Source organism: Sphingobacterium sp. GW821-FHT03E03, assembly GCF_059420745.1.
In genome coordinates this window covers 176,333-189,465 of record NZ_JBWKUH010000004.1, presented here as the reverse complement: position 1 = coordinate 189,465, position 13,133 = coordinate 176,333, and the positions used below count along the sequence as shown (strand labels likewise).

The window sequence follows — 13,133 nt, the reverse complement described above, 5'->3', positions numbered from 1 at the left end:
CCCAAGGTTCTTCTCCAATAATACGCGTTTTCCATACTATTGCCACGAGCGCTGCAAAGTCCGCACCTGGAATAAAAAACAGCCATCTCGATGGTGGATTTAATACTTATTCAAAAAAAGCTATATTTGAACTGTGCTGGCACTAAAATATCTAATCGGACTAATTCTTTTTCTTGGCTTATGGGCCAAGCCGACTGCGGTATTTCCCTGCCATCAAAGTAAGGCAAAAACCTGTCCTATAAGCAGTCCGGATCATGCAAGCAAAAAATATGATTGCTGCCAAAAATTACACACGGAGAAGAAACCGCTATGTCAGCACCGCAAGCAATGTCGGGATTGTAGTTGTCATTGCGCCTCGGCAACAAGTATATTGGCTGTCCCCAACTTTCCGGTTCAACTGCCAAAAATTTCCTTCTCAATCTTTAAAAAATTATATAGTGGCTTATTGTCCGCCTATCTTTCAGATGGTTATTTTTACCCTTGGGTTCCCCCTAAAATAGCCTAGATACCACAGAGAAAGCTTTTTTGAAAAAGTAAATCTCCTTATTAATTTAAAGAACCTGCCCTATCCCGATCAACGAAAGCAGATCGCATTCCGCAGGGATTCATACACGTATTAGAACATTTGGAACACATGAGACTTCTCAATAATATCATAACAGCCTGCCTTTTAGCTAGCAGCATATACAGCTATGCACAGGATAATACCATGACAACCCAAACAGTCAAAATTAGCGGCAATTGTGGGATGTGTAAAAAAACAATAGAAAAAGCCGGAAACTCCGCGGACTCCAAAGTAGATTGGAACGAGGATAACCAGACAGCAAATATCTCCTTTAATGCCGAAAAAACCTCCCTGGATGCTGTTTTGAAAAAGGTCGCGTTGGCCGGTTATGACAATGAAAAATACCTGGCTCCGGCAACGACTTATGCCGACTTGCATGGCTGTTGTCAATATGACAGAACCTTAAGTGCCCCACCAGCCAACCCCGAAAATACTCCTGAAAGCAAAGAAGAAAGCACAGGATCGTCATCTGTCGCTGAGTCAGGTAACTTCCAACCGATTTATGATCAGTATTTCCAATTGAAAGATGCGCTTGTTGCCTCAGACCACAAGACTGTCGCGACAGGTGCTGCAAAACTTTCAAGCCTGTTGACGACGTTAAAATCGACTGACTTAACTGCTGCCGAGCAACAAGTTTGGAAAGTACAGGCAAATGCGATAACACAGCACACCAAGACGCTGCATGAGGCAAAAGATCTTGCAAAACAACGTATGGCATTTGTGTCGCTCTCCGAAGAAGTCTATAAACTGGCCAAAAGTTCCAAACCTGCACTTCCGGTCTATCAACAAAAATGCCCTATGTTTAACGGAGGCAAGGGTGCCACATGGTTAAGTCTCAATAAAGACGTCAAAAATCCATACTATGGCGCCCAGATGCTAACTTGCGGAAGTACAATCCAAACGATACAATAATAGAGACCAACATCTCAAAGAGATCTGTTTCCATGCCAAAAGGTTCGTCCATAACGCAGACGAACCTTTTTTATGCCCCCTAAATTGGCTACTCCATCTCGACAGGGAAATATAAATTACCCAGCGAAATCATTAAAAATTGATTATTTCGAAGGATAAACCTTAAATTAAAGCTTTTTTTATTGATTCAAAATAGTATATTAGAAAGAGCATCAAGCTAACCATACAAAAGATAATTAGGGAGAATAACAAAGATATCGTGATCAAATAAGATGAGATTTAATCCATGGAAAAAGTAATCATTACAGGAGGAACAGGTGCTATTGGCCTTCATTTGACTAAATTACTGGTCGCCAACTTCTATGAAGTAATCATCTTCACAAGGGATCCAAAGGCTTATCCAGTACAACCTAATGTTCGATATATCCATTGGAACCCCAAAAAGCAGGTCATCGATACGAAATCGATCCAAGAAGCGGATTATATTATCAATTTAGCGGGTGCCAACCTCAATGGATCGCGATGGAGCAAGGCTTATCAGCAAGAAATTATATCAAGCCGGGTGGAAAGTGGACAACTACTTTATCAAACCTTAAAACAGATTCCAAACCAAGTAAAAGCTGTCATATCAGCATCCGCAACTGGCTGGTATGGTGCTGACGATAGTTATCAGAAAAAACCCTTCGAAGAGGGAGATCCCCAAGGGGGTGATTTTTTATCCTGGGTCTGCAATCTTTGGGAAGACAGTGTAAAACCAATTGAAACCTTAGGAAAAAGGCTCGTTATCTTCCGATTCGGTGTTGTGATCAGTAAAGAACAAGGCTTATTGAAAGAAGTCAATCGACTGCTACGTTTTCGGTTCAACCCTATTCTGGGCTCAGGCAAACAGATGTTGAGCTGGATCCACATGGAAGACCTCGCCCGAATGCTGCTATTTGCTATACAAAACGATGCCCTCGCTGGTGTATACAATGCCTGTTCCTCCGATCCAATGCCTCTTGGTCACTTTACTAAGCGCATTGCAAGGCGGCGGTACGGAATATTCTACATGCGTTTTCCTGTCCCCGCTTTCTTGATTAAGCTGTTTCTTGGAAAAAAAGGACAGGAAATGGTACTTAATGGCACATGGGTCAGTAATAAAAAGATACTTCAGGAAAAATTTCCCTTTAAGTACCCAACTTTGGACAATAATTGTATAGATAATTTACACATCGGTTAATTGTTAATTCGCGTTAATTTCAGCCCTTTTCGGGACAAAATCCGTATATTTGCGGCTTATGAAGATTTTTAGATATGGCGCAAAGGGCTCCGAAAAGGCGGGAGTCATTTTAAATGAAAAGAAATATGATGTTTCAGAAGGAAATTTTCAATATAACCGTGATTTCTTTGCAAATACGGCAAATTTGGAGAAACTTCAAGCATATGTAGAACAGAATCGCGAAAACCTAAAAGAGATCGCTGCGGATGAACGTATTGGCACTCCTTTGGAAGCTCCCTCCAAAATTCTTTGTGTTGGACTCAACTTCGACGATCACGTTAAGGAAACCAAATTGCAGCAAGCAGCAGAACCTATTGTTTTCATGAAATCTGTTTCGGCATTTAATGGTCCTTTCGATGGTATTACACTACCTAAAAACTCCGTGAAATCCGATTGGGAAACCGAGCTTGCTATCGTTATAGGTAAGAAAGCTTCCTATGTTAGTGAAGAAGAGGCCCTGGATTATGTTTTTGGCTACGTGCTACATAACGACGTGACTGAACGGGAGTTTCAGATCGAAAGAGGTGGTACCTGGGACAAAGGTAAAGGTTGCGATACATTCGCTCCCATTGGTCCATTCATTGCTACAAAAGATGAAATTCAAGATGTCGATAATATGAGAATTTGGCTTAAATTAAATGGCGATCTTATGCAAGATGGCAACACAAGCGACTTTATCTATCGTGTTCCAAAGCTTATATCGTACTTAAGCCAGTTCATGTCCCTACTTCCGGGTGATATCATCTCAACAGGCTCACCAGCCGGTTCAGGTATGGGAAAATCCCCACAACGCTTTCTTCGCGATGGCGATATTATTGAATACGGCATCGAAGGTCTTGGATCTGGGAAACAAGTAATATCTGCTCACTCCCTATCTTAACTTCCTGCCGATATAGACCGATCTTTCCTGTCTTTATTTTTTATCTGGAAAGATCGGCTCAACGGCTATTTTTTCGTCATTTCATTGTAATTTATCAACCGCATTTGTGTACATTTATATCGACATCCACTTTGTTAACATAAATGCATAAATCCCTATAGGGTCAATGATTCAACTAAACAACATATCTAAATCATTCGAGGTTAAATCCAAACGAATAGATGCATTGAAGAGTCTCTCCCTATCCATTGCCAAGGGAGAAATATTTGGCGTCATAGGAGCTTCAGGTGCCGGCAAAAGCACACTGATTCGTTGTGTAAATCTGTTAGAAAGACCGGACACAGGTCAAGTCATTATTGAGAATGAGGATCTGATGTCGATGTCTTCCAAAGATTTAATGATGAAACGAAGAAATATCGGAATGATCTTCCAACATTTCAATCTATTGTCATCCCTAACAGTCTCTGAGAACATATCTTTTCCATTGCAACTGGAAGGTAAATCAAAGGCATTTATCCGACAAAAGGTTTCGGAATTGCTAAGCCTCGTTGGACTGGAAGATAAAGCGGAGATTTATCCAGCAAATCTATCTGGAGGACAGAAGCAACGGGTCGCTATAGCTCGCGCACTGGCAAATGACCCCCATATCCTACTCTGTGATGAGGCCACCAGTGCCCTGGATCCAGCAACGACAAAATCTATCCTCACCTTATTAAAAAAAATCAATAAGCAACTGGGACTTACAATCTTATTGATTACCCATGAAATGGATGTGATCAAAAGGATATGTGATCAAGTAGCAGTACTGGATCAGGGAACTTTAATTGAGAGTGGTTCTGTTGAAACCATTTTCGCAAACCCACAGCAGGAAACCACCAAGAACTTTATTCAATCTTCTTTACAGGTCGATATCCCCTTAGGTTTTCAGGAACGGTTAAAAGACAGTGGCAATCCACTTGTCGAGATTTACATGACCTCCAGTGAAGATTCCATCCCATTTATACAACAATTGGAACGCCAATATCAGGTCAAAACAAATATTATTACCGCACAAATCGATTACATTGGCGAAATGAAGTTTGGCGTTATATTAGCCGAATTATCAGGTGATATCGACAACATAACGGCGAGTCTCTCCTATTTAAAAGAACAGCATCCGCAAACTAAAATATTAGGTTATGTCTGATCAAGTACTAGAATTACTATTATCAGGAACACTCGAGACATTGATGATGACTTTCCTGTCAGGTTTCTTTGGTTTTGTAATCGGACTTCCACTTGGAATCTACCTATTCTTGACCAGAAAACATCAGCTGCTGGAAAACAAAACCATGCACCAGATTGTTTCCTTGCTAGTGAACGTGTTCAGATCTATTCCATTCATTATTCTCATTGTATGGATGATTCCATTTACACGTCAGCTTGTAGGAACATCCATAGGTATGTCAGCAGCATTGGTCCCTTTAAGCATTGGCGCAGCTCCTTTTATTGCGCGATTGGTAGAAAACAGCTTATTGGAGATCCCTCATGGATTAATTGAAGCTGCCAGAGCCATGGGCGCGAGTACACAGCAGGTGGTCTTTAAAGTGTTGCTTCCGGAGGCATTACCCTCACTGGTGAACAATGCGACAATAACGTTAATTACACTTGTAGGCTATTCGGCTATGGGTGGCGCTGTTGGGGCCGGCGGACTGGGACAGATTGGCTACCAATATGGCTATGTTGGTTATGACACCTTCATCATGAATGCTGTCCTTATTTTATTAATTTTAATTGTATTCCTGTTGCAATATACAGGCGATTACATCTCTAAAAAAGTAAACCATCGTTAACATTAATTGTATCATATGAAACCATCATGATTTATCCGATCATACAGTGGAGTGAATAACAGAGCAAAGCGAGTTCATGAATGCCGCTTAAAACATACACTCGATGGATAAATCTGATAGCTTCATCACAACTGAAACCGCCGAAGGCAGCATGAATGCCTTAAAGGGAAAATGAAATAATGAATAAACAAATTTATACAGATGAAAAAAATGAACTATGCATTTGCAATTCTAGCTTTTAGTCTGACGACTATTGTAGCTTGTAACAACAGGGAAAAGAAAGAAAACACCCTTAAAGTTGGTGTGGTGACGGGTCCTGAAAAGGAACTTGCGGAGACGGCTAAGAAAGTTGCAAAAGAAAAGTTCAATCTGGATGTGGAACTCGTTTCCTTCAATGATTACGTCGTTCCTAATGAAGCTCTGAACCAAGGTGATATCGATGTCAATGTATTCCAGCACCAACCCTATCTTCAGGAGCAATCCAAACAACGTGGTTTCACCAAACTGACCATTGTGGGAAATACATTTGTATTTCCGATTGTCGCCTATTCTAAAAAGATCAAAACCATCACCGAACTTCAGCCCGGTGCGACTATCGCTATCCCAAATGACCCAACAAATGGTGGGCGTTCGCTATTACTTCTTCAGCGTGAGGGAATCATTGGTTTAAAAGAAAATGTTGGCATACAACCAAAAGTAACAGACATTGTGAGCAACCCGAAACAGGTTAAAATAATCGAAATGGAAGCCCCTCAGCTACCTCGCGTACTTGACGATCCTCAGGTTGTTGTTGCGATCATCAATAACAGCTTTGCTTCACAGGCTGGATTGGATCCTGAAAAACAAGGTTTATTTACCGAGGATAAAGAATCTCCTTATGTTAATTTAATTGTTGCACGGGCAGATAATAAAAATGATGAAAAAGTACAGCAGTTTATACAATCCTATCAATCACCTGAGGTAGAAGCAACAGCAAAGAAAGTATTTAAAAACGGAGCCATAAAAGGCTGGTAACCTCACAAACGCATGATAACAGCAGCTCATTCATGTCCATGTGGCTCGGGTTCAACTTTTGGCGAATGCTGTATACAAATTCATAGCACCCATGCTAAGGCAACAACAGCCGAAGCGCTTATGCGAGCTCGTTACAGCGCTTTTGTCGTGGGAAACATTGACTTTTTGTACAACACATTCCACCCTACAACCAGAAGATTCCAAAATAAGAATGCTATTGAGCAATGGGCTAAGGAAAATAAATGGATGCAGTTAAGTATCCTGAAAGCTACCTTTTCAACAGTCGAATTTGAAGCCCATTATCTGGATGCTACAATGGAAGTACAGATCCATCACGAAAAATCTACATTTAAACAGCAAGGTAACCTTTGGTATTATGTAGATGGCCGATAAACTTCTGGCTTCAACCCCAAAAAAAAGCTGCTCCGATACATTATGTATTGGAGCAGCTTTTTTTATAAGGTGATTGGCTGTATTAAACCAATTCTTCCGTATCTTCTCGATAAGGTGCTTCTTCATCAAACTCACCCTCCCATTTGGCGACAACGACCGTTGCAAGACAGTTACCAACAACGTTAACAGAGGTACGCGCCATGTCCATCAACTCATCAATACCCAAAATAGCGGCAATAACAAAGGTTGGCAGACCGAACTGATCAGCTGTTGCTATTAGGATAATTAATGAAGCACGTGGCACTGCTGCCACCCCCTTAGAGGTAATCATTAATGTGAAAGCAATCATGAGCTGTTGTCCAAACGTCAAGTGAATACCTGCTGCCTGCGCAACAAAAATTGCGGCCAACGATAAATAAAGGGATGTTCCATCTAGATTGAAGCTATAACCAGTTGGGATAACAAATGAAACGATCTTACGCGGCACGCCAAATTTCTCCATTGCACTCATGGCTTTGGGTAAAGCAGCATCGGAACTTGTCGTTGCAAAAGCAATAGATACTGGCTCTTTGATAGCGTTGATAAAACGTTTGACAGGAATCTTTAAATAAAGTGCAACAGGAAGCAACACCAAGGTCAAAAAGCAAAACAATGCAAAATACAACGTTGCCAACAGCATAAATAAGTTTTTCAAAATATCAACACCGAGATGTCCCACCGTGTACGCCATCGCTGCCCCAACCCCAACCGGAGCAAAATACATGATGATGTTCGTAAATTTAAACATCGTCTCAGACATACTTTCTGTAAAATCCACCAGTGGCTTCCGCTTCTTCTCATCGACCATCGCTAGGCCGATTCCGAATAACACCGAAAACACAACAATTTGTAATACCTGATTGTCAGCAACTGACTTTACGATATTCTCAGGAAAAAGATCACGGATGAATGCAGTGAATTTATAAACTGGATGTACATTATCCGGAAGGGATTTCAATACATGTGCGTCCATACTTTCTTTAGGCACTGGCAGCTCTTCATGTGGCATATGAGCAACGTCTACACCTACTCCTGCCTTAGTAAGATTGATTGCACCTAAACCAATAAAAATAGCACAGGTAGTTGCACAGAAGAAATACAACATGGACTTCCAGGCCATACGTCCTACTTGCTTCAAGTCAGAGTGCCCGGCGATACCATAGACAAGCGTTGCAAAAAGAATAGGTCCAACAATGGTCTTTACCAATTTGATGAAACCTTTGCTCAGCGGTTGCAACGAAATTGCCAGATTGGGAAAATCCAGTCCAACAAAAATGCCCAGGATCATACAGGTTAAAATCCATGTGGTTAAATTTTTCTTATAAAGCGCATTTACAACCAAAACGGTGGCAACTATCCAACGGACAGCCATTAGAAATTCATGCGAGAAGCCCACAACTTTAAATTCGTACAATACTGCAATGATACAAGCTAATGTAACTGTGATGAGGGTGATTAACCCTATTTTGGTTTTTAACATTTAAAAGATTTTAATGGTCAAAAGAACAAAAATAAAAAAATACTATGCTTTTGCAAATATTATTATTTAAATAGCCCCACTTTCGCAACAAAATACCGATTTCACAGAAAGCTATTGTGCAAAAAAAAAGCAGGATAATTTCTTACCCTGCTCTATATTTTAACGGAATAAAAAAATTATTCCGCGTGTAACCAAGCTTTTTTCGCTAATAGCTCATCGTTGGACTCACGTACATCTTCGTCATCCACACAACAATCTACTGGACAAACAGCAGCACATTGTGGTTCATCATGAAAACCTACACATTCTGTACATTTATCCGAAACAATATAATAAACTTCATTTGAGATAGCTTCCTGTGATTCATTCGCGTCAAGCGTAACGCCATCACCAAAATCTATAACACCATCCAAAGCAGTCCCATCTGAGAATTTCCAAGTTACACCAGCATCGTATATTGCATTATTTGGGCATTCCGGTTCGCAAGCACCACAGTTAATGCATTCGTCTGTAATTTTAATCGCCATTTATAACCTCACAATTATGATAAATAAACTATTTTTGCATTATCAATATGAAAACAAAGTCTGATTGTACAATAAGGCTAGTTGATTCACGTTGATTAATGTTAACAGCACAAATATAACACAAATTTGTGTATTCATCTTTTAAAAATTTAATATTTTGACAAAGCAACAACGAATAAATGCGTTTGTAAAACTGGGTGAACTGTTGAAAAAGCAGCCTGAAGATCTTACTCAGATCATTCAACTGGCGCAACATAAAAATCCTTGGTATACCCTAAAAAATGTTGAAAGGGCCATACATGCGATTTCATCCAACTTAACAGAAGAGAAGCTCAATCATTGGCTACGCAACTACCCAGATCTCGAATCTATTAAAACCGTAGGTTTGATTCTCGCTGGAAATATTCCGCTGGTTGGTTTTCATGACATCCTTTGTGTATTAATCAGTGGATTTAAAGCAAAAATTAAGGTATCCTCGGATGACGCAGGTTTAACAACTTATGTACTCAACAGTTTAAAACAAATCGAACCCGCTTTTGAAGCAGCTTTTGAAATTGTTGATAAACTCAAAGACTTCGACTTGGTCATTGCCACTGGCTCAAACAATACAGCCCGTTATTTTGACTATTATTTTGGCACAAAACCCCACATTATCCGACGGAATAGAAATAGTGTTGCGGTCATTACAGGACAGGAATCCCCAGCAGAAATGGAGGCCTTAGGTCATGATATCTTTGATTACTTCGGCCTTGGCTGCCGCTCGGTTTCCAAACTTTTTATTCCAAAAGATTATGCAGTAGCACATTTTTTTGAAGGAATAGCGGATTTTAAAGATGTATCCGAACACTATAAATACAATAATAATTACGACTATAATAAATCCATCTATCTGATCAACAGAGACAAGCATTTTGATAATGGGTTTCTGTTGCTCAAACAGGATCAGCGTACTGCTTCTCCATTATCCGTGGTTTATTACGAGGAATACAATCGTCTTGAAGATGTCGAAAACGAGCTGAATCAACAAGCTGAAAATATTCAGTGTGTTGTCACCGAAGTCCAATTGAACATACAGTCACCAGTCTTTCATTTTGGAGAAAGTCAATGTCCGGCCCTGGATGATTATGCAGATGGTATAAATACGCTGGACTTTTTATTTGCAAACCAGTAAGCTTCCGTTAAATTCATAGTAAAGAAATTGCATTAAAAATACTAACTTTGAAATCATGTATATCATTAAAGTAAAAGGTGTCGCCAAAATTCCCGACTATGTTCAGCTGCGAGATGATGCCTTCACCTTGTTGGCATATTTTAGAGTAGATCGACCTGACAAATCCCTTGACAAGATCGGATTGGGAGAAAAGGCTGAATATATCATGCAATTGGTAAGAGAAATACCTTTTGGTCAAATTAAAAAATTAGAGTTTTAACGCCCATGATTGAAAATAAAGTAATTACATTAAAGAACGTTGATATCTTTCAACAGAAACATTTAGTATTATCCAATGTCAATTTAAACATCGGGAAAGGAGAATTTCTCTACCTTATCGGACAGTCTGGCAGCGGAAAAAGTAGTTTATTAAAAATCATCTATGGCGATCTATATATCGGTAATGGAGAGGGAATGATCGCTGGGTTTGACCTCAAGAAACTTCACGAAAATGATGTTCCTTACTTACGCCGGAAATTAGGGATTGTTTTTCAGGACTTTCATTTGTTATCCGACAGAACGATCGAGAAGAACCTCGAGTTTGCCTTAAAGGCTACGGGCTGGAAAGATAAAAAAATGATTGATGGACGTATCTTGGACGTATTGGAAAAAGTTGGACTTCGTTCCAAATTAAAGAAAATGCCTCATGAGCTTTCCGGTGGTGAGCAACAGCGGATTGTCATTGCCCGTGCCCTACTGAATAACCCAGAGATTATCCTTGCGGATGAGCCTACCGGAAACTTGGATCCTGCCACCTCTGAGGAAATTGTCCTATTGTTGCGCGATATCGCCAATTCCGGAACAGCAATTTTAATGGCTACCCACGATTATACAATTATTCGCAATATGCCTTCCCGGATTATCAAAACTGGAGACGGTATTCTACAGGATGATGTCAGCATCTAAACGAAAAACTGACAAGTAAAAAGACATTTTTGCAAATTCCGACAAATTGTTAGGCTTTTTTAATAAAATCTGACAAGCTGTCGGAATTTTATTGTTTGGCAAAAACTTTGAGAAAAGAAGATATAGTAAATTTTTGAATCTATTTTAGCATTGAAGATATGAATGAGCAAGATAATTATTATGATGAGAGTCAAGATCAAGTAGAAACTAATTCTTCTGATCAACAAGAGCAGCCTTCGGATAATCAGGTAGAATTGTCTACCGAAGAGAAGTTGGCCGCAGAATTGGCAGAGGCAAAGGATAAATACATTCGTCTTTCTGCTGAATTTGACAATTATAGAAAACGTACAAGCAAAGAACGTGTTGAATTGATTCAATCAGCAGGAAAAGATGTGATCAGTAAATTATTACCTACGTTAGATGATTTTGACCGAGCATTAAGTGCTATGGAAACTGCTACAGACGTAGAATCCGTTAAAACAGGGATGGATATTGTCAACAACAAATTAAGACAAACCCTGTCTCAATTGGGATTAAAAGAAATGGAAACTGCTGGCCAGGCATTTGACCCTGAATTACAGGAAGCTATTACATCCATTCCAGCACCTACAGCAGATTTAAAAAATAAAGTAGTGGACGTAATCGAAAAGGGATACTATTTGGGTGACAAAGTGATTCGTCACGCTAAAGTAGTTATAGGTCAATAATATTAAGACGATGTCAAAAAGAGATTATTACGATATACTTGGTGTCGCGCGTTCAGCGGACGAGAAGGAGATTAAATCATCCTATCGCAAATTAGCGATTAAATATCACCCGGACAAAAACCCCGGTGATCATGAAGCGGAGGAAAAATTTAAGGAGGCTGCTGAGGCATACGATATCTTGAGCAATCCACAAAAACGTCAACGCTACGACCAATTTGGCCATGCTGGTAATTCAGCAAGTGGTGGCTACGGCGGTGGTGGTGGTATGAATATGGATGACATATTTAGCCAGTTTGGTGATATCTTTGGTGGCGGACATCCCTTCGAAAGTTTCTTCGGTGGCGGTGGCGGAGGCGGAGGTCAGCGTGGTGGCCGCCGCGTAGCACGTGGAAGCAACTTGCGTATTAAAGTTAAATTGACTCTTGAAGAAATCGCTAAAGGTGTTGAGAAAAAAGTAAAGGTCAACAAGCAAGTTTCCTGTCATAGCTGTGATGGCTCTGGAGCTAAAGACAAATCTTCTTTCCATACCTGTAAGACCTGTGGTGGCTCTGGATCTGTACGCCGAGTAACAAATACTATTCTGGGTCAAATGCAAACCACTAGCACCTGCCCTACCTGTAATGGTGAAGGTGTTGAAATTACCGCAAAATGTACAACCTGTAGAGGTGAAGGATTAGAGCGTGGTGAAGAAACAATCGCAATCAATATCCCTGCCGGAGTAAGCGAAGGAATGCAACTCTCTATGAGTGGCAAAGGAAATGCAGCCCCACGTGGTGGTATACCAGGGGACCTTATTATATTAATCGAGGAGGTTCCACACGAAAGCTTAAAACGTGACGGTCTTAATGTCATCTATGATCTGTACATTAATTTTGTCGATGCTACTTTAGGTACCAGCGTAGAAGTTCCGACAATTGATGGAAAAGCTAAAATAAAAATCGAACCTGGAACACAGGGTGGTAAAATATTACGTCTGAAAGGAAAAGGTATTCCTGAAGTCAATTCTTACCATAAAGGTGATCAGCTTGTTTACGTTAATATTTGGACACCAAAAGCTGTATCCAACGAAGAAAAAGAATTATTGAATAAACTCAAAGAATCACCAAACTTTAAACCACAACCTGGTAAAAGTGAAAAATCATTTTTTGAACGTATAAAAGAATATTTCGAATAAAAGTCGGATTAACCCGATGTCAAAAGAGCCATTGATCCAATTGATCAATGGCTCTTTTTTTGCTTTCTTACATAAAACTGACAAATAATAACAAAAAGTCAATCCAATATAGATATTCAAAAAATAAACGGATTATCAATCAAAAAATAGCAAAATTTAAATAATTGAACCACTATCATTTACGAGTTTGACAAAATATCTAGACAATCTAGTGACAATAAAATAAAATAACTTTA

14 protein-coding genes are annotated in these 13,133 nt (G+C 39.8%); 12 read left to right on the top strand and 2 right to left on the bottom strand.

All coding sequences use genetic code 11. The annotated features are described in order from the left end of the window. Window positions 1–634: 634 nt before the first annotated feature. The 7 genes from AC07UV_RS07260 (at window position 635) to AC07UV_RS07230 (ending at window position 6,854) form a co-directional block, all read left to right on the top strand. Window positions 635–1,477: a DUF3347 domain-containing protein gene (locus tag AC07UV_RS07260; protein ID WP_495183185.1), complete on the top strand. Its 843-nt coding sequence runs from the start codon at window positions 635–637 to the stop codon at window positions 1,475–1,477. A gap of 286 nt (window positions 1,478–1,763) precedes the next feature. Continuing rightward, window positions 1,764–2,696, top strand: coding sequence for a TIGR01777 family oxidoreductase (locus tag AC07UV_RS07255; protein ID WP_495183184.1), 933 nt, complete (start codon window positions 1,764–1,766; stop codon window positions 2,694–2,696). 58 nt (window positions 2,697–2,754) lie between these two features. Then, window positions 2,755–3,615: a fumarylacetoacetate hydrolase family protein gene (locus AC07UV_RS07250; protein ID WP_495183183.1), complete on the top strand. Its 861-nt coding sequence runs from the start codon at window positions 2,755–2,757 to the stop codon at window positions 3,613–3,615. Window positions 3,616–3,781: 166 nt separating this feature from the next. Then, window positions 3,782–4,801: a methionine ABC transporter ATP-binding protein gene (locus AC07UV_RS07245; protein WP_495183182.1), complete on the top strand. Its 1,020-nt coding sequence runs from the start codon at window positions 3,782–3,784 to the stop codon at window positions 4,799–4,801. Continuing rightward, the gene (metI, locus tag AC07UV_RS07240) at window positions 4,794–5,447 is read left to right on the top strand and encodes a methionine ABC transporter permease MetI (RefSeq protein WP_282255060.1); all 654 of its coding nucleotides are present in this window, start codon (window positions 4,794–4,796) and stop codon (window positions 5,445–5,447) included. Before AC07UV_RS07245 ends, metI begins: the two co-directional genes overlap by 8 nt. 201 nt (window positions 5,448–5,648) lie before the next feature. Next, the gene (gene metQ, locus AC07UV_RS07235; protein WP_282255061.1) at window positions 5,649–6,461 is read left to right on the top strand and encodes a methionine ABC transporter substrate-binding lipoprotein MetQ; all 813 of its coding nucleotides are present in this window, start codon (window positions 5,649–5,651) and stop codon (window positions 6,459–6,461) included. A 12-nt stretch (window positions 6,462–6,473) separates the two neighbouring features. After that, window positions 6,474–6,854 (top strand): YchJ family protein, encoded by a 381-nt coding sequence (locus AC07UV_RS07230; protein WP_495183181.1) that lies wholly within the window; start codon window positions 6,474–6,476, stop codon window positions 6,852–6,854. Window positions 6,855–6,936: 82 nt separating this feature from the next. Here the strand turns inward: AC07UV_RS07230 and AC07UV_RS07225 are convergent, their stop codons facing one another. Together AC07UV_RS07225 and AC07UV_RS07220 are read right to left on the bottom strand one after the other, a co-directional pair. Next, window positions 6,937–8,373: a dicarboxylate/amino acid:cation symporter gene (locus AC07UV_RS07225; RefSeq protein ID WP_282255064.1), complete on the bottom strand. Its 1,437-nt coding sequence runs from the start codon at window positions 8,371–8,373 to the stop codon at window positions 6,937–6,939. Window positions 8,374–8,549: 176 nt separating this feature from the next. Continuing rightward, window positions 8,550–8,900 carry a 4Fe-4S dicluster domain-containing protein gene (locus AC07UV_RS07220; RefSeq protein ID WP_046672889.1) on the bottom strand — a complete coding sequence of 117 codons (351 nt, stop codon included), beginning with the start codon at window positions 8,898–8,900 and terminating at the stop codon, window positions 8,550–8,552. A gap of 157 nt (window positions 8,901–9,057) precedes the next feature. On the opposite strand from AC07UV_RS07220, the gene AC07UV_RS07215 reads away from it, so the two are divergent. The 5 genes from AC07UV_RS07215 to dnaJ all read left to right on the top strand — a co-directional run bounded on the left by AC07UV_RS07215 (window position 9,058) and on the right by dnaJ (window position 12,897). Next, window positions 9,058–10,071, top strand: coding sequence for an acyl-CoA reductase (locus tag AC07UV_RS07215; RefSeq protein ID WP_495183180.1), 1,014 nt, complete (start codon window positions 9,058–9,060; stop codon window positions 10,069–10,071). Between the two features lie 55 nt (window positions 10,072–10,126). Next, complete coding sequence (locus AC07UV_RS07210) at window positions 10,127–10,330, top strand: fructose-6-phosphate aldolase (RefSeq protein WP_495183179.1); 204 nt, start codon at window positions 10,127–10,129, stop codon at window positions 10,328–10,330. Window positions 10,331–10,335: 5 nt separating this feature from the next. Further along, window positions 10,336–11,016, top strand: coding sequence for a cell division ATP-binding protein FtsE (locus tag AC07UV_RS07205; protein WP_120258059.1), 681 nt, complete (start codon window positions 10,336–10,338; stop codon window positions 11,014–11,016). A 158-nt stretch (window positions 11,017–11,174) separates the two neighbouring features. Continuing rightward, the gene (locus AC07UV_RS07200) at window positions 11,175–11,723 is read left to right on the top strand and encodes a nucleotide exchange factor GrpE (protein ID WP_282255070.1); all 549 of its coding nucleotides are present in this window, start codon (window positions 11,175–11,177) and stop codon (window positions 11,721–11,723) included. A 10-nt stretch (window positions 11,724–11,733) separates the two neighbouring features. Further along, a complete protein-coding gene (gene dnaJ, locus AC07UV_RS07195) occupies window positions 11,734–12,897 on the top strand; it encodes a molecular chaperone DnaJ (RefSeq protein ID WP_495183178.1) in 1,164 nt (387 codons plus the stop codon). Window positions 12,898–13,133: the final 236 nt, after the last annotated feature.

Excerpts from the sequence above, each read along its gene's own strand:
- dnaJ (WP_495183178.1), top strand. The coding sequence starts at position 11,734 with ATGTCAAAAAGAGATTATTACGATATACTTGGTGTCGCGCGTTCAGCG.
- AC07UV_RS07230 (WP_495183181.1), top strand. The coding sequence starts at position 6,474 with ATGATAACAGCAGCTCATTCATGTCCATGTGGCTCGGGTTCAACTTTT.
- metQ (WP_282255061.1), top strand. The coding sequence starts at position 5,649 with ATGAAAAAAATGAACTATGCATTTGCAATTCTAGCTTTTAGTCTGACG.
- AC07UV_RS07255 (WP_495183184.1), top strand. The coding sequence starts at position 1,764 with ATGGAAAAAGTAATCATTACAGGAGGAACAGGTGCTATTGGCCTTCAT.
- AC07UV_RS07260 (WP_495183185.1), top strand. The coding sequence starts at position 635 with ATGAGACTTCTCAATAATATCATAACAGCCTGCCTTTTAGCTAGCAGC.
- AC07UV_RS07205 (WP_120258059.1), top strand. The coding sequence starts at position 10,336 with ATGATTGAAAATAAAGTAATTACATTAAAGAACGTTGATATCTTTCAA.
- metI (WP_282255060.1), top strand. The coding sequence starts at position 4,794 with ATGTCTGATCAAGTACTAGAATTACTATTATCAGGAACACTCGAGACA.
- AC07UV_RS07200 (WP_282255070.1), top strand. The coding sequence starts at position 11,175 with ATGAATGAGCAAGATAATTATTATGATGAGAGTCAAGATCAAGTAGAA.
- AC07UV_RS07210 (WP_495183179.1), top strand. The coding sequence starts at position 10,127 with ATGTATATCATTAAAGTAAAAGGTGTCGCCAAAATTCCCGACTATGTT.
- AC07UV_RS07225 (WP_282255064.1), bottom strand. The coding sequence starts at position 8,373 with ATGTTAAAAACCAAAATAGGGTTAATCACCCTCATCACAGTTACATTA.
- AC07UV_RS07250 (WP_495183183.1), top strand. The coding sequence starts at position 2,755 with ATGAAGATTTTTAGATATGGCGCAAAGGGCTCCGAAAAGGCGGGAGTC.
- AC07UV_RS07245 (WP_495183182.1), top strand. The coding sequence starts at position 3,782 with ATGATTCAACTAAACAACATATCTAAATCATTCGAGGTTAAATCCAAA.
- AC07UV_RS07220 (WP_046672889.1), bottom strand. The coding sequence starts at position 8,900 with ATGGCGATTAAAATTACAGACGAATGCATTAACTGTGGTGCTTGCGAA.